At 45.3% G+C, this 21,655-nt stretch carries 20 protein-coding genes; 10 read left to right on the top strand and 10 right to left on the bottom strand.

All coding sequences use genetic code 11. From position 1 onward, the window contains the following. The first annotated feature begins 72 nt into the window (after positions 1-72). From ACUUJN_RS07810 to ACUUJN_RS07835, 6 genes are all read left to right on the top strand, one after another. On the top strand, positions 73-1,029 hold the full coding sequence (locus ACUUJN_RS07810; RefSeq protein WP_023987801.1) for a 4-hydroxy-3-methylbut-2-enyl diphosphate reductase: 957 nt from the start codon (positions 73-75) through the stop codon (positions 1,027-1,029). A 263-nt stretch (positions 1,030-1,292) separates the two neighbouring features. After that, on the top strand, positions 1,293-2,330 hold the full coding sequence (gene aroF / locus ACUUJN_RS07815; RefSeq protein ID WP_013309435.1) for a 3-deoxy-7-phosphoheptulonate synthase: 1,038 nt from the start codon (positions 1,293-1,295) through the stop codon (positions 2,328-2,330). A 271-nt stretch (positions 2,331-2,601) separates the two neighbouring features. Continuing rightward, on the top strand, positions 2,602-4,026 hold the full coding sequence (glnA, locus tag ACUUJN_RS07820) for a type I glutamate--ammonia ligase (RefSeq protein WP_028542951.1): 1,425 nt from the start codon (positions 2,602-2,604) through the stop codon (positions 4,024-4,026). Positions 4,027-4,291: 265 nt separating this feature from the next. Beyond that, the gene (gene serC, locus ACUUJN_RS07825) at positions 4,292-5,383 is read left to right on the top strand and encodes a 3-phosphoserine/phosphohydroxythreonine transaminase (RefSeq protein ID WP_028542950.1); all 1,092 of its coding nucleotides are present in this window, start codon (positions 4,292-4,294) and stop codon (positions 5,381-5,383) included. A gap of 239 nt (positions 5,384-5,622) precedes the next feature. Continuing rightward, the gene (gene trmL / locus ACUUJN_RS07830; RefSeq protein WP_023987805.1) at positions 5,623-6,087 is read left to right on the top strand and encodes a tRNA (uridine(34)/cytosine(34)/5-carboxymethylaminomethyluridine(34)-2'-O)-methyltransferase TrmL; all 465 of its coding nucleotides are present in this window, start codon (positions 5,623-5,625) and stop codon (positions 6,085-6,087) included. Between the two features lie 376 nt (positions 6,088-6,463). Next, the gene (locus ACUUJN_RS07835) at positions 6,464-6,712 is read left to right on the top strand and encodes an AbrB/MazE/SpoVT family DNA-binding domain-containing protein (protein WP_013309439.1); all 249 of its coding nucleotides are present in this window, start codon (positions 6,464-6,466) and stop codon (positions 6,710-6,712) included. 99 nt (positions 6,713-6,811) lie between these two features. On the opposite strand, the gene ACUUJN_RS07840 is transcribed toward ACUUJN_RS07835, so the two are convergent. Continuing rightward, a complete protein-coding gene (locus ACUUJN_RS07840) occupies positions 6,812-7,879 on the bottom strand; it encodes a phosphodiester glycosidase family protein (protein ID WP_023987806.1) in 1,068 nt (355 codons plus the stop codon). Then, positions 7,876-8,283 (bottom strand): hypothetical protein, encoded by a 408-nt coding sequence (locus tag ACUUJN_RS07845; protein ID WP_023987807.1) that lies wholly within the window; start codon positions 8,281-8,283, stop codon positions 7,876-7,878. Before ACUUJN_RS07845 ends, ACUUJN_RS07840 begins: the two co-directional genes overlap by 4 nt. Before the next feature lie 275 nt (positions 8,284-8,558). Between ACUUJN_RS07845 and ACUUJN_RS07850 the strand changes: the two genes are divergently transcribed. Then, on the top strand, positions 8,559-9,215 hold the full coding sequence (locus tag ACUUJN_RS07850) for a response regulator transcription factor (RefSeq protein WP_023987808.1): 657 nt from the start codon (positions 8,559-8,561) through the stop codon (positions 9,213-9,215). Positions 9,216-9,265: 50 nt separating this feature from the next. Then, positions 9,266-10,519, top strand: a complete 1,254-nt coding sequence (locus tag ACUUJN_RS07855; protein WP_023987809.1) for an aminotransferase-like domain-containing protein — start codon at positions 9,266-9,268, stop codon at positions 10,517-10,519. A gap of 19 nt (positions 10,520-10,538) precedes the next feature. On the opposite strand, the gene ACUUJN_RS07860 is transcribed toward ACUUJN_RS07855, so the two are convergent. Further along, on the bottom strand, positions 10,539-11,372 hold the full coding sequence (locus tag ACUUJN_RS07860; RefSeq protein ID WP_071558976.1) for a DUF2161 domain-containing phosphodiesterase: 834 nt from the start codon (positions 11,370-11,372) through the stop codon (positions 10,539-10,541). Positions 11,373-11,655: 283 nt separating this feature from the next. Here ACUUJN_RS07860 and ACUUJN_RS07865 point away from each other — a divergent pair, with 283 nt between their 5' ends. Both ACUUJN_RS07865 and ACUUJN_RS07870 read left to right on the top strand, forming a co-directional pair. Next, positions 11,656-13,551, top strand: a complete 1,896-nt coding sequence (locus tag ACUUJN_RS07865) for a PrkA family serine protein kinase (RefSeq protein ID WP_023987811.1) — start codon at positions 11,656-11,658, stop codon at positions 13,549-13,551. A 291-nt stretch (positions 13,552-13,842) separates the two neighbouring features. Then, complete coding sequence (locus ACUUJN_RS07870) at positions 13,843-14,871, top strand: protoglobin domain-containing protein (protein WP_484669475.1); 1,029 nt, start codon at positions 13,843-13,845, stop codon at positions 14,869-14,871. 38 nt (positions 14,872-14,909) lie between these two features. On the opposite strand, the gene ACUUJN_RS07875 is transcribed toward ACUUJN_RS07870, so the two are convergent. From ACUUJN_RS07875 to ACUUJN_RS07905, 7 genes are all read right to left on the bottom strand, one after another. Further along, the gene (locus tag ACUUJN_RS07875) at positions 14,910-15,788 is read right to left on the bottom strand and encodes an arylamine N-acetyltransferase family protein (RefSeq protein ID WP_209941475.1); all 879 of its coding nucleotides are present in this window, start codon (positions 15,786-15,788) and stop codon (positions 14,910-14,912) included. A gap of 244 nt (positions 15,789-16,032) precedes the next feature. Continuing rightward, a complete protein-coding gene (locus ACUUJN_RS07880) occupies positions 16,033-16,929 on the bottom strand; it encodes a phosphotransferase (RefSeq protein ID WP_484669476.1) in 897 nt (298 codons plus the stop codon). Positions 16,930-16,947: 18 nt separating this feature from the next. Continuing rightward, positions 16,948-17,958: an aminoglycoside phosphotransferase family protein gene (locus tag ACUUJN_RS07885; protein WP_028542948.1), complete on the bottom strand. Its 1,011-nt coding sequence runs from the start codon at positions 17,956-17,958 to the stop codon at positions 16,948-16,950. Between the two features lie 206 nt (positions 17,959-18,164). Continuing rightward, the gene (locus ACUUJN_RS07890) at positions 18,165-18,716 is read right to left on the bottom strand and encodes a PepSY domain-containing protein (RefSeq protein ID WP_484669477.1); all 552 of its coding nucleotides are present in this window, start codon (positions 18,714-18,716) and stop codon (positions 18,165-18,167) included. 119 nt (positions 18,717-18,835) lie between these two features. After that, a complete protein-coding gene (locus ACUUJN_RS07895) occupies positions 18,836-19,429 on the bottom strand; it encodes a PepSY domain-containing protein (protein WP_484669478.1) in 594 nt (197 codons plus the stop codon). A 22-nt stretch (positions 19,430-19,451) separates the two neighbouring features. Further along, on the bottom strand, positions 19,452-20,813 hold the full coding sequence (locus ACUUJN_RS07900) for a sensor histidine kinase (RefSeq protein ID WP_484669479.1): 1,362 nt from the start codon (positions 20,811-20,813) through the stop codon (positions 19,452-19,454). Continuing rightward, positions 20,810-21,511: a response regulator transcription factor gene (locus ACUUJN_RS07905; protein ID WP_076293736.1), complete on the bottom strand. Its 702-nt coding sequence runs from the start codon at positions 21,509-21,511 to the stop codon at positions 20,810-20,812. Before ACUUJN_RS07905 ends, ACUUJN_RS07900 begins: the two co-directional genes overlap by 4 nt. Between the last annotated feature and the right edge of the window lie 144 nt (positions 21,512-21,655).

The following is a 21,655-nucleotide window of genomic DNA, read 5'->3' on the forward strand; positions in this document are numbered from 1 at the left end:
GTAGAGGCGTGGAAGCCCACAGCTACCCAGTTTTGGAGCTGTATACTGTGTCGAAGAAAGCGGGGGCTCATTTTGGAAGTACTCAGAATTTCGCCCCGGGGTTACTGCTACGGCGTAGTCGATGCCATGGTATTGGCACGTCAGGCAGCCAGAAATCTGGACTTACCCCGGCCTATTTATATATTAGGCATGATTGTGCATAACAGTCATGTCACCAATTCCTTTGAAGACGAAGGGATTATTACACTGGACGGCCCGAACCGTATGGAGATTTTAAGCAAGGTAGAGAGCGGCACTGTTATCTTCACTGCTCATGGCGTATCACCAGAGGTTCGCAAGCTGGCACGAGACAAGGGGTTGACTACGGTAGACGCGACTTGCCCTGACGTCACAAAAACGCATGATCTGATTCGGGAGAAGTCTGCCGAAGGCTATCAGATTGTTTATATTGGCAAAAAGAATCATCCAGAGCCGGAGGGAGCTATCGGTATTGCTCCTGACCATGTTCATCTGATTGAAAAGGAAGAAGAAATCGACAGTCTTACGTTACCAGCTGGCAAAATCCTTATTACGAATCAGACGACCATGAGTCAATGGGACATCAAGCACATTATGAAGAAGCTGCTGGAGAAGTTCCCAGGTGCTGAGATACACAATGAAATCTGTTTGGCGACGCAGGTACGTCAGGAAGCGGTAGCTGAGCAGGCTGGACAGGCGGATCTGGTGATCGTTGTCGGTGATCCGCGCAGTAACAATTCAAACCGATTGGCTCAGGTTTCGGAGGAAATTGCTGGTACAACAGCTTATCGTATTTCTGATGTGACCGAGCTGAAGAGGGAGTGGCTTGAGGGCGTAGCCAAAGTGGCTGTGACTTCTGGGGCTTCCACGCCGACACTGATTACCAAAGAGGTTATCACGTATTTGGAGCAGTATGATGCGGCTAACCCGGATACGTGGGAGATTCAGCGAACCATAGATATGAAAAAACTGCTGCCTCCTGTACGGGAGAAGTCAAAAACGACGAAATAGTTTGTGATTGATTACAGCCGTTATTCGGATACAACCATCCGGATAGCGGCTTTTTAAATTGTTTTAATTTATAGATATTATTCGGTTAGCTTCACTAAGTTAGAATATTGAATAATTCGGGATAATTAAGCCTTGACGAGTATAGCTAAAACAGGTATAGTTGCTTTAACGAATAAAAGCTTAAAAGCGAACAAGCGTCTAAGTGTCATAATATCAATCTATAATGGGTTAATAAAATATGTGTCATAGAGAGGAAGAAAAAAATGATCGTTATCGCTGGTGTTCAAACACCTGAAGAGCATATTCAAGCTATTGTTGAAGTTATTGAGAAAGAAGGATTGCAGGCTCATGTATCAAGGGGATCGGATCGCACGATCATCGGACTGATCGGTAGCGTAGAGCCCAAGCTGGCTGAACATCTGCGTCAAATGAAAGGCGTAGAAAATGTGGTTAAAATATCGAAGTCCTACAAATTGGCCAGCCGTGATTTTCATCCGGAAAATACGGTTATCTCCATTAAAGGTGTAAATATCGGCGGAGGCGAGCTTGTCATTATGGGTGGACCATGTGCCGTTGAATCTGCTGCACAGATAGATGAAATTGCCGGATTGGTCAAAGCAGCAGGTGCGCAAGTTCTCCGTGGTGGTGCTTTTAAGCCGCGTACAGGGCCTTATAGCTTCCAGGGAACTGGTGTAGAAGGTTTGATCATGATGGCTGAGGCAGGTCAAAAGCACGACCTCCTGACCATCACAGAGGTTATGACACCTGAATACGTAGACATTTGTGCGGAATATGCCGATATCCTGCAAGTAGGTACACGTAATATGCAAAACTTCGATCTGCTGCGCAAGTTGGGTACTTGCGGCAAGCCAGTGTTGCTCAAACGCGGTTTTAGCTCGACTTATGACGAGTTCTTGAATGCTGCCGAGTACATCTTGGCAGGTGGAAATCCGAATGTTATGCTGTGTGAGCGCGGTATCCGCACATTTGAAACCTACACCAGAAATACACTCGATTTGTCTGCGATCCCTGTGTTGCAACAGTTGAGCCATTTGCCGGTTATTTCTGATCCTAGCCATGGCACGGGTAGACGTGAATTGGTTGTTCCTATGACGAAGGCTTCGGTCGCTGCCGGAGCGGACGGACTAATTATTGAAATGCATACAGATCCCGACAACTCGATGACGGGTGACGGCGTACAATCTCTGTTCCCAGATCAATTTTCAGATTTGCTGAAAGATTTGGAAATATTGGCTCCTGCTGTGGGGAAAACATTTCACACGCCTACTACCATTGCTTAAAACCAATGTTTAACATTAATGCATAAAAGTTTTGCTGCAACGCAGTAATGAGATTTAAATTGCCTAAAAGCCCGATGTTTCGGGCTTTTTGTGCTATTCAAATGTTATCAAGGGCGTAAGCATATCTAACATTAGTTTAAAAAATACCTTACATAGCTATTGACCCGTGTCATGTTTGAGATTTATAATGACGACAGAAAAAAACATTCGATCATGAACATTTCAGGGTTGTATAAGACTTAATGTTCGGAAAAATTGGGAGGAAGAAGACATGTCCGTTGAAAACGTATTGAAAACAATTCAGGAAAATAATATTGAGTGGGTAGATTTTCGTTTTGTAGATTTGTCTGGTCGTGCTCACCATATTTCATTGCCAGCTTCCGAAGTAGATGCAGAAACATTTGTTAACGGTGTTGCTTTCGACGGTTCTTCCATTCCCGGCTATCGTGGCATCGAGGAGTCCGACATGGTTATGCTGCCCGATCCAGAAGCGGTTTTTATCGACCCTTTCACTCAGCATCCTACACTGAATATTCTGTGTGACATTGCTACGCCAGATGGCGAAAAATACGACCGCGATCCTCGCGGCATTGCAAAAAAAGCTGAGGCATTTCTGCAATCCGCAGGAGTGGGCACAGCAGCATTTTTTGCACCTGAGTCCGAGTTTTTCATCTTTGATGATGTTCGCTACGAAAGCGGCATGAATAGCTCCTCCTTCTTCGTAGACTCCGAGGAAGCAGCTTGGAACACGAACCGTAAGGAAGAAGGCGGCAACCTGGGCTTTAAAGTGGGAGTGAAGGGCGGATATGTACCTGTAGCGCCAGTAGATACCCAACAAGATATCCGTAGTGAAATGTGCCGTTTGCTTGAAGAAGCAGGTCTGAGAATTGAGCGCCATCACCATGAGGTAGCTACGGCAGGCCAAGCGGAAATCAACTTCCGTTTTGACACACTCAAGAAAACAGCAGATAACCTGCTCGTCTATAAATACATTGTACACAACACAGCTCGTCAATATGGTAAAGTGGCAACATTCATGCCGAAACCAATTTTCGGGGACAACGGAAGTGGTATGCACGTTCACCAATCCATTTTCGATGGCGACACTCCTTTGTTCTACGAAAAAGGTGCTTATGCTAATCTGAGCGAAATGGCTCTTCATTATATTGGCGGTATTCTGTACCATGCACCTGCATTGATCGCTTTGACAAATCCAAGCACAAACTCGTTCAAACGTCTCGTTCCTGGCTACGAAGCACCAGTTAACCTGGTATTCTCCAAAGGTAACCGTTCTGCGGCTGTACGTATTCCAGTAGCGGCTGTTACTCCAAAAGGCTGTCGGATCGAGTTCCGTACACCAGACTCCACTGCTAACCCTTACCTTGCCTTCTCAGCGATGCTGATGGCGGGTCTGGATGGTATCAAGCGCAAATTGAACCCAATCGAATTGGGTTATGGTCCACTTGACACCAACATCTACGAGCTGTCTGACGCTGAAAAAGGTAAAATCCGTAGCGTACCTGGTTCATTGGATGAGGCTTTGGATGCTCTGGAAGCTGACTGCGAATTCTTAACTGAAGGTGGCGTATTTACGAAGGACTTTATTGATAACTATGTAGAGTTCAAACGTTCTGAAGCTAAATCGGTGAACATCCGTGTTCATCCACACGAATATAGCCTGTATTTTGACTGCTAATAACTTGATTGCTTAGCTGCTTTGAATAACAACCACTAGCTTACGGGTAACAGTTGTTATTCAAGATAGGTCTCCGGTCTTATGCCGGGGACCTTTTAATATTAAAGTGAAAATTACAAAATAAAGATGTTAAATACGTTAACATTCACAACTTTGTCACATCATAAATGAAATTGAAAACATTTTTATACAAGTCTTGAACGCATTTATGAATACTGCTATCATAGCGATAATATCCACACCAGAGTAGAGAAGGGATGGGAATTTGTTGAGTAAGAGAGCCTACAATTTTAATGCAGGACCAGCGGCATTGCCGCTTAAAGTACTGGAACGTGTACAAGCTGAATTCGTAGATTTCCAGGGAACAGGGATGTCGATCATGGAAATGTCTCACCGTGGAGCTGTGTATGAATCTGTTCATAATGAGGCGCAGGAACGTCTGTTATCTCTGCTGGGCAATCCACAAGGCTACAAGGTGTTATTCCTACAAGGGGGCGCAAGTACGCAGTTTGCAATGCTGCCTTTAAATTTCTTGCGCGAAGGACAGACTGCGAGCTATGTAATGACAGGTAGCTGGTCGGACAAGGCATATAAAGAAGCCAAGCTACTGGGCAAGGCTCATATTGCCGCATCCTCCGCTGATGAGAAGTACATGCGTCTTCCGAATGTGGATTCCTTGGACTTGCCTGAGAATACTGCTTATGTGCATATGACGTCCAACGAAACGATTGAAGGTACACAATTTAAGCAATTCCCGGATACGGGGTCTGTACCATTGATTGTGGACATGTCCAGCGATATTTTTTGCAAGCCTTTTGATGTTACTCAATTTGGATTGATTTATGCTGGCGCACAAAAAAATCTGGGACCTTCTGGTGTGACGGTCGTGATTGCCCGTGAAGAGTTGCTGACTTCCTCACCGGACAATATTCCTACGATGTTGCGTTATAGCACATATGAAAAAAATAACTCTCTCTACAATACTCCCCCATCCTTTGCCATATACATGGTGAATGAAGTGCTGAAATGGATTCAGGAAGAAGGCGGTTTGGAAGGCATTGAGCGTGTGAACCAGCAGAAAGCTGCTTTGCTATACGACCGTATTGACAGTAGCGAAGGCTTCTATCGTGGTTGTGTGGACAGCGCTGATCGCTCTATCATGAATGTAACCTTCCGCCTCGCGAATGAGGATCTGGAAAAACAATTTATTAAGGAATCCGAACAGGCCGGATTTATCGGACTGAAGGGACATCGCAGTGTAGGAGGGCTTCGCGCCTCGATCTACAATGCTGTTCCACTGGAGAACTGTCAAGCATTAGCCGAGTTTATGGACGGATTCAAGCAACGTAACAGTTAATTACGCGGACATATATTTCGATACACGATATTTAAAATCGAAAAAGTAAATGTAGAGCCTTCCCTGAATGTGTATAGGGGAAGGCTTTTAGTGGTGTGGGTTGAAATTTTTGTCGTTTGATGTTCATATCTGTCTGATTTTGTTAAAATAAAAGAATGTGTATGTTTTTAATGTATACACTTTGGTTAAACTGTAGGTTATTTGTCTGATGAATTTAATGATGAAGGGAACGAAACGTGATGCCATTACATATTGTGCTTGTCGAGCCGGAAATCCCGGCTAACACAGGTAACATTGCCAGAACGTGTGCTGCAACCGGAACTCATCTGCATCTGGTGAAGCCACTGGGCTTCCGTACCGACGATGCCACGTTAAAACGGGCTGGACTTGATTATTGGTATGCTGTCCACATTGAATATCACGAGTCTTTTGCTGAAGTGCAGGAGAAATATCAGGAAGGCCGCTTTTTTTATGCGACGACCAAAGCGAATCAGCGATATAGTGATATTGCATTTCAGGATGGAGACTTCTTGGTATTTGGTAAAGAAACGAAAGGTTTGCCTCCAGAGCTGCTAGCTGCTAATCCAGATACATGTATCAAGATGCCTATGTCTGATAAAGTAAGATCTCTAAACTTGTCGAATTCCGCTGCGATTATTGTATATGAAGCGCTGAGACAAATGGATTTTCCGGATTTATCATAAAGAGCATCGAGTGAACAAGTATAAATGCGAATAAAGAACCAGGACCTTAGTTGCTAATAAGAGTTTCACCTTTGTTGCTCAAAGGTACATGACAGTGGAGCTTAAATAAAGGTTGTATGGTCGAAAATTTGCGAAATTTCTCAGCGAGGGCTAATGATAATTGGCTTTCCGGTCGATAAAAATATTATAGACATTCTGTACCATACTTTGATATGGTTCATGATTTTATGAAAAAATGTAATAAAATTTCCTGTGATCAGCAGGATTCGACAAAAAGACAGCGAATACTACATAAAGAATAGTGTCTTTGTACCTAGTTTTTCGCATGGTAAGAAATTTGTAAGTTATTACTCAATAGGAGAGGTGTACGATCACGATGAAACCTGCCGGTGTGGTACGTAAAGTTGATCAGCTGGGGAGAATAGTTTTGCCTAAGTCACTGCGTAAAAGGTACCAAATGAATGAGGGAGATCCTGTCGAAATTTTGGTTCAGGGTGACCACATTATTTTGGAGCGTTACCGTCCAAAATGTGTATTCTGCGGGTCAGTAGAACAAGTGAACGATTTCAAAGACCGTTATATTTGTGCTCAATGCCTGACAGAAATGACACAGTATTCCTCCTAAATGAGGCAAAAGCATCACGACATTCGTTCGTGATGCTTTTTTTCGGATAGAGCCGTACGTCGGCTAGCATATTTAATTTAGTAGTAGACTATTAGGTAGCTATTTATAGAACAAAAAATGAGTAGGGACTGGACGCAAATTACCATCGGACGGTTTGTTTACGACTCGACCGTTAAGTATAAGCGACGAGGAACCGCCTCCGTCCAAATTATAGGCATCTTGAACACCTAGATTGTACATTTTCCCTTGCAGTTCTTCGAGCGTCGCGCCCGAACCCCCGCTTTCATTGTAGCCGTCTACGACAATAATGAGCAACTGATCATCTTTATAGTTGCCAATGACCGTACGTGGGGCCCGCTTGGGGGAGACTTTCCATTTGTCAGGAATAGGCATTTTTTGTCCCCTTTGCAGCAGGACGGGAACGAAGGTAGCCCCAAAGGCAGGCTTTAAGCTGTCAAGAGCACCTTGACTGTAAAATTTGCCACCGATAAGCTTGCCATCGTTACTCAGTCCGACGAAGGATAAATCCTTAAAACTGGACTGAAAGCCAGTAAGGTAGTGGCCGTTCAAGACAGTAGTGCTTAATGGATAGCGTTTGCCGTCTCCATCCGCAAAGCCGCCTGCATTGATGCCTGCAATAGCTCCGTGTCTCAAGACTGCACGCATGGTGGTTTCGGAGCCACCCAATTTGTCACTTCCCAAAGACATTTTCATAGCAGTAGGATCTTTAAGTTTGACCTTCATAGCGTAGCCATGATAAATTCCCGGGTTTACCTTAAACAATTCAATGGTAATCCGGTTGCTATCTACCCGCTCATAGGGAACCCCCAGTTTGGCGGTGATACGTCGATCATAGATGATCGCGGGCCGCTTGGACTGCGTAGAGGCAGTCACGACAAGCTGATTCATCGTTTGGGTCGTTTGCTTGTATAGCTCAGAAGTCCGGTGAATCGTAGACAAGGTGTATGTTGCCGTTTGCTTGGCTTCATCAAGCTGCTTGCCTACTGATTGCGTTTGTAGAGTGACTTCAGCTTTTTGCAGACTCGAAGAAGTAGACCCAGGAAAGCTCAATGAGGGATGCACTAACAAAATACACCCCAACAAACCGATAAAAGGAGCAAGGGCCAACATAAAGAACCGGTTCACTTGTTTTGCGTCTACATTCATTTTAGCAAGTCCATTTTTTTCTGAAGTGTATTGAGTTGCTGCTTGACTTCGTTTAATTGGGTATACAGTTTATTGCTGTTATCGGTCTTATTGTTTGCATTATCCTTCGTAAAGGTCAGTAGTTCATTGAAGGACTGGACTTTTCCCTGCAATCCGCTAACTTCCTTGGAAAGAGCAGTCAGTTGCTTTTCATAGTCAGATTTGAGTGCTTGAATCTGTTGGTCTGTATGGGTTTGCATCTCGTTTAGCATTTGCTGCTTCAAGTGATTGCTATACAGATAGGTTGCGAGAGCACCTAGTATAATAAGAATGAACCAAAATAGCAGAAAAGCCTTTACGGGTAACCCCTTTCTTGAATTGCTCCGCCGAGCTTCGGTAGGAGGACGTTCAGGTGAAGCTTGCATACGATTTTCAACTCCCGTGTAAAGTCAAATTTCCAGTCTTTATTTGCAGTACCAATTCTATCATGGGCCTATTTATTTCGCAAAAGTGAAATAGTCGTATAAAAATATTGGAAAAAGAGATTGCATCGGAAGGAAGTCCTAGGATACAATTTCCTTAAACGTTTTTCGCTTCCTATACGTTCACATTCGCGCAATTTCTACATATGCAATCCCCAATTTTAGAATTATTTTCGCTACTAACTATGTATTTTTTTGTAAAATCAGGAGGTTTAGATATGAGAAAAGTATGGCAGGTGGTCATCATAGATATCCATCCTACAAGTATGCTGGGAACAAAGCTTATTTTGGAAGACCAGCAGGATTTGCTTGTCAGAGGGATGTCTTCCTCCGGAACGGAAGGCTTGGAGCTGGCTTGTTCCATTCGACCGGAAATCATTTTAATGGACTACAGGTTGCCTGAGGGAACGGCGGAACCATTTTTGACACAAATGCGGGCCTTGTCTCCGGACAGCCATATTGTTATTATGACGGATGAGGATAATATTACGTTGTTTCAGCAGCTAATTTCGCTTGGAGCAAATGGAATGTTATCCAAGCAGGCATCACCGAGCCAGTTAATCCATCTGATCAACGGTTTACGCGAAGGATTTGCTTCTTTACCAATGGACTGGATTCGGTGTGGAAACTGGCCCTTTATGCCGTTAATGGCATCCGAGCCTTTTGACGAATTGACACAAACCGAAGTGTTTATTATGGAACGTATTGTACAAGGTATTACATATGACAAAATTGCTATCGAGATCGAAGTTAGCCGGCGCTCCATTGATAATTATCTACGTAAAATTTATGCGAAATTAGGCGTGTCCAGCCGGGCGCAGGCGATTGAACGTTATGCCTTATATGCGCGTCAGATGAAGCAGCTATATGCCTGACGCGTCAGCCCGGAGATCATGACCTATTTTTCAGGAGAAGGAGGATGTTCATGCAATATTCCTTTGCTTCACGAACGGCTGCGATGTTGGCTTCTCCAGTGCGTCATATCCGGGAAAATGCGAGAAGACACTCCTTTATATCTCTGGCTGAAGAACTACCTGCACAAGAGCTGTTTCCGGTGAAGTTGCTGGAAGAAGCGGCCCATGATGTGTTTGGCTCCGGCCCTGACGCCCTCCAGTATGGTGAACCGGAGGGCTATTTCCCTTTGCGGGCATGGCTTGCGGGAGAGTGGGAACAGCGTAAAGGAGTAAGAGTACCACCAGGTCAAATCCTTCTCACGACAGGCAGTCAGCAGGCCATTGACCTGATCATAAGGCTGATGGTGGATGAGCGTGATCCGGTATTAGTTGAAAACCCGACATCTCCTGGATGTTTACAAGTACTATCTATGCAGGGTGCGCAGATCGTTCCTGTAGAATCAGATGCGGAAGGTGTCATTCCTGATAAGCTTGAAGCTTTAATGATCCGTTATCGACCCAAGCTTTTTTTTGCCACGCCAACGTTTACAAACCCGACGGGCTCCTTGTGGAGCGCGGCAAGGCGGCAGGAAATTTTGGACCTGTGCAGGCATCATGAGGTGCTAGTAGTTGAGGATGATTCTTATGGTGAATTGCATTTGAAGCAAAAAAATGAGTCCCATGACAAGAGTCCGCATGGTCAGAGTCGAAAATTTGCAGAGACTTACCCCTCACTATTTGCGCTGGATCATGCGGGCCAGGGAGGTCAAGTACTCTATATTGGTTCGTTCAATAAAACAGTTGCTCCTGCGCTGAGAACGGGTTGGGCTGCTGGTCCTGCACCGTTAATTGAAGGGATGTACGCCTTGAAGCAGCTGGCTGATATGCAATCCAGTACGATGAACCAACGGCTGCTGTTCCAATTGTTGACCAGCTCGCGTTTTCAATGGCACGAGCACTTGGCGATGTTGAACAAGGAATATTCGACTCGACTTCAATTAATCTTGGAGCTGCTCAAGCGCCCGTTTTGGAAAGACGTGACGTATCATATTCCGTCCGGTGGCATGTATGTATGGGTGCAGTTGCCCGATGGGCTGGACAGCGCATTGCTGCTAAAGGCGGCGTTACCCAAAGGCGTAGCCTTTATGCCAGGTGCGCTATGTGCGGTTGGCAGTGAAGGCGCGTCCCATATCCGACTCAATTTTAGCCATCCGGGCCGTGAGCAATTGCTTATGGGCATGAATCTGATCGGTGAGACGATCAGTGAATTTACTGCGCGGAGCTAGCAAAAACCATCGCCCCATGTCAGTCATCTTCCGCTTCCGCTGCAACAGTGGAGTAAGTGAATGGCGCTTCCGCAATCTGGCGCTGTCCACTGTCCTCGTCAAGCTCTGCGTCCATACCAGTGGCCGTTTTAATGCCATGCTCTTGCAGTACTGCCGCATACTCGTTCAGGGCAGCTTCGCCAAACGGAGTCAATCGATAGCGGCCGCGGGATACGCGCTCAAACCAGCCGTAGTAGTTGTGCTGAAGTACGGCAGCAGCTGTGCTGACGGCTGCTATGCGGGCTAGCTGCGCCGGAGCGGCTTCCCCCAAGCTCTGCAAGGCTACGGCTACGCGCAGCGCTTTTTCCCGATAGGCAGTGACCAGCTTGCGTCGGGTGCTGCCGCCGATATTGTGGTCACCGCTGCGTGCGTGAAATTCCCGCAGCAGCTTTTCCTTGCGCGAGCCGGGGCGTACCTTTGCTGCATTGTGGACATTGTCGCTAGGCGCCGCAGGCTTACACAGTACCTCAACGAGCGGCGGCTTAGTTTTAAAATGGGTGACGGTGAGCAAGCCAAGTCCTAACTGGCGGCACAGTCCGACCAGCTCGTTCCAGCGCTGATTCACGGCCCCTTTTTTGGCACGATTCCGTTCTACAGCTACATATACATTGCTGCTTAGTTTCAAACGCTGCATGCCTTGCAGCACAAGCGCCAGGTTAAACGTCTTTTTGATCTCCACAATCAGTGGTGTCTGTTGCCCTGGCTTGATACCCACCAAATCGCAGTTGCGTACCTCTCCTTTGACTTCATATCCCAAGTTCTCAAAAAAGGCTTTCACCGGAGCGTACAACTCCGTCTCATGCCGAACCGCCATGACTTCTCCCGCTCCTTTATCCCATTATTCCGAGCTTATATTGTACCATAATGCGTCAGGTCCGCGTCGTTGTTGTATATTTTAGCACAGTGTATCCCTTGGTTTTTTCGAAAAAGCAGAGAGACCTGTCATAAAAAATAGGTCAATTCTGAAATCAATCTGCATAGGTATGTATTACACTTTTTTTAAGAGGATTGCATCATATCCTGAAAGGCGTGACGAGTGTAGCCATAATCATCAGGAGTGGAGGATAGTCATTACGCAGTCATGGGAGGAACCGAGCATGAATATTTTTGAACGCGTTGCGGAGTACCGGGCGGAAAACAACCGTCTGGCCTGGAGCGGCACTTTTAGAGAGTATATTGAGATACTCAAGAAAGACCCGACGCCGGCGATGACAGCTCATGCACGGGTTTACAAGATGATTGAATCTTTTGGTGTAGAAGAGGTTGGGGGACATAAGCGATACAAATTTTTTGAGCAGGAGATCTTTGGATTGGATCGAGCGCTGGAAAAGTTGGTGGAGGAATATTTCCATTCCTCAGCCAGGCGGCTCGATGTACGCAAGCGTATCCTTCTTTTGATGGGACCCGTCAGTGGGGGGAAATCGACACTGGTCACGTTGCTAAAACGTGGTCTGGAGAAATTTTCGAGAACGGATCAGGGAGCTGTATACGCGATTGAAGGCTGCCCCATGCACGAGGACCCCCTTCATCTGATTCCTCATGAGCTGCGTCCCGATTTTGAAAAGGAGCTGGGTGTACGGATTGAAGGTAATCTCTGCCCATCCTGCCAGATGAGATTGCGCACGGAATTTGATGGCGATATTGAAAAGGTCCGCGTGGAGCGGGTATTTATATCGGAAGAAAACCGAATTGGTATTGGTACGTTCAGCCCTTCTGATCCGAAGTCACAGGATATTGCTGATTTGACGGGCAGCATCGACTTTTCCACGATTACGGAGTATGGTTCGGAATCTGACCCGCGTGCGTATCGGTTTGACGGAGAATTGAACAAAGCGAATCGTGGACTGATGGAGTTTCAGGAAATGCTGAAATGCGATGAGAAGTTTTTGTGGAATTTGCTTTCTCTGACCCAAGAGGGAAACTTCAAGGCTGGGCGGTTTGCGCTCATCAGTGCAGATGAACTGATCGTGGCTCACACCAATGAATCCGAGTATAAAAGCTTTATTGCAAACAAAAAGAACGAGGCGTTGCAATCACGGATGATTGTAATGCCGATTCCTTATAACCTGAAAGTATCTGAGGAAGAAAAGATTTACGCCAAGCTCATTGAACAAAGTGATATGAAACATATCCACATTGCGCCTCATGCGCTGCGAACGGCTGCCATTTTCTCCGTGCTTACCCGCTTGAAGGAGACGAAGAAACAGGGGATGGATCTGGTCAAAAAGATGCGCATGTATGACGGTGAAGAGGTCGAAGGATACAAGGAAGCCGATCTGAAAGAAATGCAAAGTGAGTTTCTAGAGGAAGGTATGTCCGGGGTAGACCCGCGGTACGTCATTAATCGTATTTCTAGTGCATTGATTAAGCAAAATGTGGAATCCATCAATGCCCTGGACATTTTACGAGCAATTAAGGATGGTCTGGATCAACATGCCTCCATCACAAAGGAAGAACGAGAACGCTATCTGAATTTCATTTCCGTGGCTCGTAAGGAATATGACGAATTGGCTAAAAAAGAAGTGCAGAAGGCCTTTGTGTACTCTTTCGAGGAATCAGCCAAGACGTTGTTTGACAACTATTTGGATAACATCGAAGCTTTTTGCAATTGGGCGAAAATTCGCGATCCACTCACAGATGAGGAACTCGACCCGGATGAGCGGCTCATGCGCTCTATTGAGGAGCAAATCGGGGTATCGGAAAATGCGAAAAAAGCGTTCCGTGAAGAAATATTAATCCGTATTTCCGCGTATTCTCGCAAGGGACGGAAGTTTGAGTATCATCATCATGATCGGCTGCGAGAAGCCATTGAGAAGAAGCTGTTCGCCGATTTGAAGGATATTGTGAAGATTACGACTTCGACCAAAACGCCTGACGCTAATCAGCTCAAACGGATGAATGAAGTGATTAAGCGATTGATTGAGGAGCATGGCTACACAGGAGCCAGCGCTAACGATCTGTTGAGGTATGTAGGTAGCCTCCTGAATCGGTAAGACGAAATAATAAACAAGTACAGTATGGTGAAACCATGGGTTGATCTGGATGGTGCCACACGGTTGTGAGGTATCCGATCAACGTGTTTCGTAGAGGGAATTCGGCAAGCACAGGGGATTTCAGGTGCTGCCGGATTCTTTTTTGTATCATCAGGCAGTTGTGATTATATATTTTCTGAAATTGCTATGAAAAAAATCATAATCAATCTTCTGCTTTTTTAACAATTTCTAAAAAGTTGCCGATAAATATGGTAATGTAAAATCTATGTAAACTATTATTTGGAGGAACTTATGATTCATGTCGCGGAGAGTAGATTAAAACAGATACAATATATTGGTATTACTGATGATGATTTGGCTTTATTACATCATTATCAGGGACTATTCCAATCTATTGTGAATGAGGTGGTCGATCGGTTTTATGAGCATGTAGAAAAGGTTCCGCATCTCATGTCGATTATTTCCAAATGGTCGAATATTGAACGACTAAAACAAACACAACGTGAATACTGGCTTTCTCTCGCAGATGGAAAAATAGATGATCCGTTTATCGAACACCGTCTTTTTGTGGGGCAGGTACATTCCCGAATCGGATTGTCTTCCGATTATTATTTGGGCACGTACATTGCTTATCTTGATATTGCAGTGGACATTTTAAAGCGTTCGGGGATAGAGGACTGGTTTTTTATTGTGCATGCTCTTTCCAAAATGTTCAACCTGGATTCCCAGCTTGTACTGGAAGCTTATCAGGAAAAGGAAAAGGAAAAGGAACAAATCAACGAGCTGGCCGACGAACAAACGCAGGTGCTGACCGTTGTGTCCCGAATTGCGCAAAATTTGACCGGGATGATTGCTGAGCTTAGGGAAAATACGGATAATATCGCGGAGAGTGCCTGCAACACTGCTTCTTCGCAGGAACATACAGAGGAATTGGTACAGCATTTGAGTGACGAGATTAAGCATATTGAGCAGATGAGCGGTACGATCCGGGAACTGTCCGATCAGACTCATCTGCTGGGACTGAATGCGGCGATTGAGGCTGCCCATGCGCAGGAAGCAGGGCGCGGGTTTCAAATTGTGGCACAGGAGGTGCGAAAGCTTGCATCTAATTCGAAGCAAGCACAGGAGCAAATTCAGCGCAAGGTGCTGGATATTGCCCGTATGCTTGACAGTGTACAATCCGAAACAGCTGCCACAACAGCCAGTGCCCGGCAACAGGCTTCCAGCTCAGAGGAATTGGCTTCGTTCACAAAGCTGATCGAAAACATGGTGAAGGAATTGGAAATGCTGCAGCACTCCTCGGAAATGCTGCAGGTGTAAGATGTGGCTTGAAGGCTATCCTTACGTTGGAGGCTTCACTACTGTAACGATTCAGTCATAGACTTTTTCCATTCTATATGAGCCGCAAGTACTCTTTTCCATAACTCGTCCCGTTCCTGGCGACTGTAGTTAACGAGCGGCTCGCCAAATACATCTGCTAACACTTCCAGCCACTGCGACTTCTTATCCAGTTCTACTTTTTCCAAACCGTTTAGCCCGCGTCTTTTCCAAATACATCCTCTGAGTTCATTCGCCTCTAATGCTTGCCTTTGCCGAATCAGAAACAGGTTAAACCATGGAGATTCCGCTGAGCGGCTATAGAAATGATGTTTCGGCATAAATTCTTCCAAATCCTGAACAACCGCAGGGGCAAAATCAACGCCAACAAATGAAGCAAGTGAGTCATGCTCTAAGCGCCAACCTTTTGTAACAACTCCGGATTCCATAACTTTATAATGAAGAGGGGCTTGTTCATAAGTCCCCATACGGAGTGGAAGAGGCTCATATGGCATATCGCCTAGCCCGACATCAACAATCCATACTTCATCTTCATGATGCTCATTTAGCAAGTTCACTGTTAGTCCAAGATGAAATGAATTAATGCGTGGTTCAGCTCCCAGAGGTTGTACCCCGGCACGATGCAGAGAGACTTTGTACCCTAGTGAATATAGTAGTGCACTAAAGGCACCATTCAGATGAAAACAATAACCACTTCTCCCATGTAGAATGAGTTGAATGGATTCTCGAAAACCAATGGCTGCCGGCTTCCTTGCGAAAATGTCCAATGTTTGCCATGAAAGATGTTTTACATGAGCCTTATGCAGTTCAACTAAATAGGAAAGGGTAGGAGGCTGAATTTCGGGAATTCCAATTCTGTTTAAATAAGCTTTTATTTCTTCTTTTGTCATGGTGTACATGTACAATCACCTCTATTGTTAGTTTCCCAAATTCTCTTCTCGAAACCATTAAGCATTGAGTCTTAGCATCATTGTAGAAGGGGAAAGTGCTGTTTACAATGCTATATATTTTTGGTTGTACCGGTACAGTCAGTAATTCGATTGGCTTTAGCGGCATGCGCTTTTCCTGTAGTTGGTTGTCAGAACACAAAAAAACAGACCGCTTCATCGGGTCTGTTTTTTTGTTTAGTTCCAAGCTGACAGATTATAAGAGTGATCTAAGTTCACGTCGGTATTTGTTCAAATGCGCGAACGACGGAATGACTCGCTTGGCAGAACGGAAGCCGCCTATTCTGATATTGCGGACTACATGATAGGGAGAGATCAATAGTGCGTGAAGCAGATGCAAATCATGGGTGCTCAATGGACGATATCGTTGATAGTAATCTATCGCGCGCAGCATCTTTGTCCCGTTCCAAAGACAATTCCGATGAAGAAGATGGGAGAGATCTTTCATCCTTACATGTAGGGAGCAATTTTCAAAGTCGATCAAATGGATTTTGAGCTGTTTGTCTTTAATCAGATTGGGATAATTATAGTCGCCGTGTATAAATGCGGCGGCTTTTTGCTCCTGAGCAATGGCTTCTCTAACTTTGGGCTGCTGTAGGCGATGGGACACTTCTTCACAAAGAGCTACGAGATGTGCTGTGCCTCTGTATGGGATGAGGCGTTTTTTGTATCCAACTATTTCATCGCTCAAGCCTTCATAACGGATTCTGGATGGCGGAGCTTCAGTGATAGGAAAGCTAACGGCACTGGAATGGAATTTGGCTAAAGTAGCAATTCCCTTTTTGAAGTCTATTCTTTTTGTGAATTCTGGTCTGAGTCCATGAACCCAATTGGTTAATGTATACGAAACACCTTCATAGGTCATGTAAGCCGTTTGTTGTACTGTTGGATAGACCTTTTGGCTGCGTGTAAACCCGCGCTCATCCAAGTAGGACAAGACACGTGTAATAAAACGGATCTCTTCTTCCGGAAATTTGTAGGGTTTTAAGCAATAAGTCGTATTAGCGGTCTCAATCTTGTGAATGTCCTTCATTTGACGGGTACGCTGAATTTTGATTCCGTACATCTGCTCAACGTTCGATAAAATCGACATTTTGATCCTCACTTTCTTTTATACATGAGCCCACTCCTGCAAAATATGGATGATTTGTAATCGAAGAGGCCACGACTGATCCCAATTGTCCAGGATTTCGCGATCTCTTGAACGATTCGGGTGTCGGGAAGCATGCCAGGCTTCTCGTGGTAGTTTATATAAAGCTGTAACAATCTTCCGTTCAGTACGGCTTAGTGGTTTACGCTTTTGGTATCCCTTCAGCAAGGATTGCACAAATTCAGGATTGAATTGAGTCGTATTCATAAGGGCCTTTGCCAAATCAGCATAGATTGAGCCGATCTTAGCCCGATCCCAATCAATGATTTTGAGATGACCGTCATCCGAAATAATGACATTTGGGGTAGTGATATCACTGTGTATCAAGGAGGGATGCCGATGTTCCATCCGAAGCAGCCTTATGATGGATGCATCCTGCAAATCCTTCCATGCTCGCCTGGATAAACGTTTGCAGTCTTCGCCGTGAGCATTGTACCAGTTGCGGTACGTTTTATCATGGCGACTGTTTTTTATCATTTTTCTTTGAAAAAGACGATCCTGGTTTTTCCATATCCGCAATTGTTGAATGGTCGGAGGGGACTTTCCTTTATCCATCCGATGCAAGCCGGTGGAGGTGGCGTGAAGTGTGGCAAGTGCCCGCCCCAGTTTTTCGAAATCTTCAGCGGTCTCCAGTCCCCGTCCTTTGATCCACTGACTTACATAAAATGGCGTTCCTTGATGTAGAGTCCATAACTTACCGGAATGAGTGGGGAGCCATGCGGGCATGTAGGTATACTTTCTCTTTTTCAAAAGCCTTATATGACTCGCAGCTCGTTCCATCTGTTGAATCGTATTTGAACGGATCATCTTTGTACGACTAAAGGGCTTTAATGCATAAGTTCCCTTTTTCGTTTTCACCTGGATCACTGCATTTTTTCGGTATAATGATGAGACTAAGCTTGATTTTAACGGGATCAGGCCGAAACGACGGGTGATTTTGCGAATCTGTGCTTTAGTATAGGATTTCGCCATAAGAACCTCACTTGACTTTGGATTGAAGAAAAAGGTAATCCTCTGTTAGTTATCAGTCTATTCATGAAGAAATAATAGGTGCAGTTTTATGAAGCCATCTTCGTTCTTTTCCTATGTCACATTGGTCAAAAAAACGGAGCAGCGAAAGTTCACTGCTCCGTATTAATTAGCTCTGTATTTAGTTACCCTGATTATGACCTGGGTGATTAATATTCGTTGTCATCATCATCTTCGTCTGTATCCACGATTGCGCCAGATGATGCATGGATTTCAAGCTCAACGGTTCCTTCGTTGGTGAGTACCTTTACCTCGTAGATGAACTGTCCATCTTCCTTATCCAATTTAGAAGACAAAAGGGTACTCCCGGGTACGTGCTTAAGCGCAATTTGTCCAGCCTGTTTTTCAGTCAGGGTGATGTGATTTGGCTTGTTAAGGGAGGACTCGTCATTCGAGTCATGATCAAGCTCAGAATGGGAACGGATGGTTTTCCCAGTATAAGCATCAACATCTATATCCCAATCTTTATCCCCTTGCTGGAGATCCACCTCATAGTAGACTTTTCCGTTCTTGCGCTCCAGTTCGACATCTTCAACTTGTGCATTATTCCCCACAGCCTTCTTGGCAATGTTGGCAGCGGCGGTCGCTCCAATAAGGCCCGTAGGTTTAGCGGCCCATACAACATTCGCTGAGACACCCGTAACTGTAACTCCAAGCAGAACCGTGGCTGCCATAATTCCTAATGTATAGTTTTTTTTCATTACATAATTCCTCCTTGTGCTATAAGCATGAATACAGCTTATCTCTTGAACATGAGAGGAACATAATAGAATCATGAGAAAACCATGAGAAAACATGAGCTGAGATGATCATCAAGTCGTCATGATTCGTTGTGCTCCTGTTTTTCTTTTTCCCACGTTATAGAGTCGATAGAGCCCGATACTGCATTGACCTGTACTACTGCTTCACGCCCATCTTTTACCTCAACCTCAACCAGATAGTAGAGGCCTTTGTCGTTGCGATGAAGCTCAATATCATCGGATGTTCCGTTAACTGCTTTGGCAGCAAGCTTGGCTGCTTCTTTCTCTGTAATAACGAGAGAAACCGGGGCAGGTTTATTAGCTGGATTCGATGTGTCTCTGGTTGGTGAGTTACCAGGATTGTGGTCTTGGGGCTCCTGCTTCGCATCTGAATAAACCTGTATCCGCTTAATGGAGTCGATGACACCGTCATAGGCATTGGCTTTTATATCGTACTTCCCTTTGGCGCGTTCCAGCCTGATCAGATAAAAATCACCCAAGCGTTGGGATTCGAGCACCTCACCGGGATACTGATGCAAAACGGATTGGATGACGGCCTTTTCTTCCAATGGAGAAGCTACTAACGACCGTGCCCAAGGCCACTGTAAAAGACAAATTGTAATCAATACAGCCGCCAGCGCACCCCCAATCACCCACACATAGATGGCTTTCATCGTTATTCCCTCCTTTGGCTTATTATTTTGGAACGGTAGGGAGGATGATCGTTGCAGTTGTTCCGCTCCCCTCTACACTTTCTAGCCCAATTTGAGCATGTATAGCTTGTGCAATTCCTGTAGCCAATGATAAGCCTAGCCCAGCCCCACCTTCCTCGCGGCTTCTGGCTTCATCCACACGATAGAAGCGGTCGAATACTTTAGATAACTTTTCTTCCGGGATTCCAATTCCTTGATCTGTGATTCTTATGCAGGGTTGAGCTGTACCGCCCACCGTATCAATCATCAGGTGTATCGGCTCGTCACTGTATTTGCGTGCATTATCCAAAAAGATAAATAGGAGCTGCTTCAGCTTATTTTCATCGGTATAGCCAATGCAGTCTGCCTGTACATCCAGTTGAATTTGTCGGGCGAACGCATTTTCAAATGTAGCTTTTAATTCTGTCGCTATTCTGGTCAGGCGTACAGGCTCCAGCACGACATTCCATTGTTCTTCGTTTCTGGCCAACAGAAGAAGCTGCTCTGCCATGTCCTTCATTCGGATCGCCTCGGAATGAATCGCTTCAACGGATTCGGCGAAAATGTTGGGATGCTGCAACCCCCGCCGTTTGAGCAGACTGGCATAACTTTCAATAATGGTGAGCGGTGTCTTCAATTCATGGGACGCATTAGATACAAATTGTTCTTGCCTGACGAAATTCCGCTCCAGCAGTTCAATCATGTCATTAAATGTTTCTCCCATTTCGACCAGTTCGTCGCGTGATGATGAATGGAGCGGAAGACGTTTAAATTTCCCGCTGCGCTGAATTTCTTTCATCGTGCTAATCATAGATGTAATTGGACGTGTGATCAGTCTGCCGAGCAGCCTTCCCGACACCACGACAGGAATGAGCGCAATTCCAGTGACAGCCACAAGTACGATTCTGAGTACCTGTAGCGTCTGCATCGTCGGTTGCAGACTTTCGGTCACCTGGAGATTGACAACCTCGCCATTGGTCCAAATCATGGGGAGCGATACAAGAATGTAACGATTGCTTTCATAGGTAGTCATGTGAACCTGCCGTGTTTCATCAAAAACGCCCTTCATCAAGCTAAGAGATTGCTCGGAAGAAGAGGTGATAGGGGGAAGAAAGTCGCCTTCTGGTTTCATCAGCCGAAGCATGCCATCCAGCGGTACATAGGCTCGGAGAAGATCCTCAGCGGCTACGGATACCGGAGCACGTTGAATCCCACGAACTATGTTCTCTGCTGCGGCCTCTACCTGGTCTTTTCGATTGTCTATCGAAAATTGGCTGAATAGGAAATAGATCGAAAAATTAATGGCTACAAGTAAGACCGCGAATAATAACGAGGTGTACGTATGGATTTTGTTTTGTAGCTTCATAAAGATTCCTTCAGTACATAACCAATTCCGCGTACAGTATGGATCAGCTCAGGGAGCTGGCGCGTAGGGTCGATTTTATTGCGCACGTAGCGAATATACACATCGACCACATTGGTATCGCCCATATAATCTATGCCCCATACATTCTCCAGTAATTGTTCACGGCTAAGTACCTGCCGCTGGTGTCTGAGTAAATGAACGAGCAAGTCAAACTCTCGCGGTGTAAGCTCAATGTTGTGCTCTCCTCGAAGAACTTCACGAGTACCTTCATGGAGACGTAAATCCCCGGCACTAAGCCATTTATCTACCACTTGTGGAGCCATGTCTATCGTTGCACCCACTCTGAGTGCAGCCCGTACACGTGCAAGCAGCTCTTCGATCACAAACGGTTTGGTAACATAATCATTGGCTCCCAAATCGAGTCCCTCGACCTTATCTGCAATGGAACTTTTAGCCGTCAGCAAAATGACAGGAACGTTCGTATCATGCTTACGAATCCTCCGAAGTAGCTCGATGCCATTGAGACCGGGAATCATAATATCCAGCAACACTAGATCCCAATTGCCTTTGCAATACGTCTCCAGCCCATCAATTCCGTTTTTTTCTTTACATACTTGATAGCCTTCAAATTGAAGTTCGATCTCTAGAAGCCGAGCAATCTTTTCTTCGTCTTCTACGATCAAAATAGATTGTTTCATGATCATGCCCTCCTGTAGGCGAATAGCCGATACGGAAGTATTTTAGCATATACGGACAGGTAAGACACTCCAAAGCGCAGGGCAGTGAGGGAAGAGATGTTTATACTGCGTTATATTTCTTGACATTATAAAGGGATAAAATGT

The organism is Paenibacillus sp. LRG-1, from assembly GCF_057220305.1.

Excerpts from the sequence above, each read along its gene's own strand:
- aroF (WP_013309435.1), top strand. The coding sequence starts at position 1,293 with ATGATCGTTATCGCTGGTGTTCAAACACCTGAAGAGCATATTCAAGCT.
- glnA (WP_028542951.1), top strand. The coding sequence starts at position 2,602 with ATGTCCGTTGAAAACGTATTGAAAACAATTCAGGAAAATAATATTGAG.
- trmL (WP_023987805.1), top strand. The coding sequence starts at position 5,623 with ATGCCATTACATATTGTGCTTGTCGAGCCGGAAATCCCGGCTAACACA.
- ACUUJN_RS07835 (WP_013309439.1), top strand. The coding sequence starts at position 6,464 with ATGAAACCTGCCGGTGTGGTACGTAAAGTTGATCAGCTGGGGAGAATA.
- ACUUJN_RS07840 (WP_023987806.1), bottom strand. The coding sequence starts at position 7,879 with ATGAATGTAGACGCAAAACAAGTGAACCGGTTCTTTATGTTGGCCCTT.
- ACUUJN_RS07845 (WP_023987807.1), bottom strand. The coding sequence starts at position 8,283 with ATGCAAGCTTCACCTGAACGTCCTCCTACCGAAGCTCGGCGGAGCAAT.
- ACUUJN_RS07850 (WP_023987808.1), top strand. The coding sequence starts at position 8,559 with ATGAGAAAAGTATGGCAGGTGGTCATCATAGATATCCATCCTACAAGT.
- ACUUJN_RS07855 (WP_023987809.1), top strand. The coding sequence starts at position 9,266 with ATGCAATATTCCTTTGCTTCACGAACGGCTGCGATGTTGGCTTCTCCA.
- ACUUJN_RS07860 (WP_071558976.1), bottom strand. The coding sequence starts at position 11,372 with ATGGCGGTTCGGCATGAGACGGAGTTGTACGCTCCGGTGAAAGCCTTT.
- ACUUJN_RS07865 (WP_023987811.1), top strand. The coding sequence starts at position 11,656 with ATGAATATTTTTGAACGCGTTGCGGAGTACCGGGCGGAAAACAACCGT.
- ACUUJN_RS07870 (WP_484669475.1), top strand. The coding sequence starts at position 13,843 with ATGATTCATGTCGCGGAGAGTAGATTAAAACAGATACAATATATTGGT.
- ACUUJN_RS07875 (WP_209941475.1), bottom strand. The coding sequence starts at position 15,788 with ATGTACACCATGACAAAAGAAGAAATAAAAGCTTATTTAAACAGAATT.
- ACUUJN_RS07880 (WP_484669476.1), bottom strand. The coding sequence starts at position 16,929 with ATGTCGATTTTATCGAACGTTGAGCAGATGTACGGAATCAAAATTCAG.
- ACUUJN_RS07885 (WP_028542948.1), bottom strand. The coding sequence starts at position 17,958 with ATGGCGAAATCCTATACTAAAGCACAGATTCGCAAAATCACCCGTCGT.
- ACUUJN_RS07890 (WP_484669477.1), bottom strand. The coding sequence starts at position 18,716 with ATGAAAAAAAACTATACATTAGGAATTATGGCAGCCACGGTTCTGCTT.
- ACUUJN_RS07895 (WP_484669478.1), bottom strand. The coding sequence starts at position 19,429 with ATGAAAGCCATCTATGTGTGGGTGATTGGGGGTGCGCTGGCGGCTGTA.
- ACUUJN_RS07900 (WP_484669479.1), bottom strand. The coding sequence starts at position 20,813 with ATGAAGCTACAAAACAAAATCCATACGTACACCTCGTTATTATTCGCG.
- ACUUJN_RS07905 (WP_076293736.1), bottom strand. The coding sequence starts at position 21,511 with ATGAAACAATCTATTTTGATCGTAGAAGACGAAGAAAAGATTGCTCGG.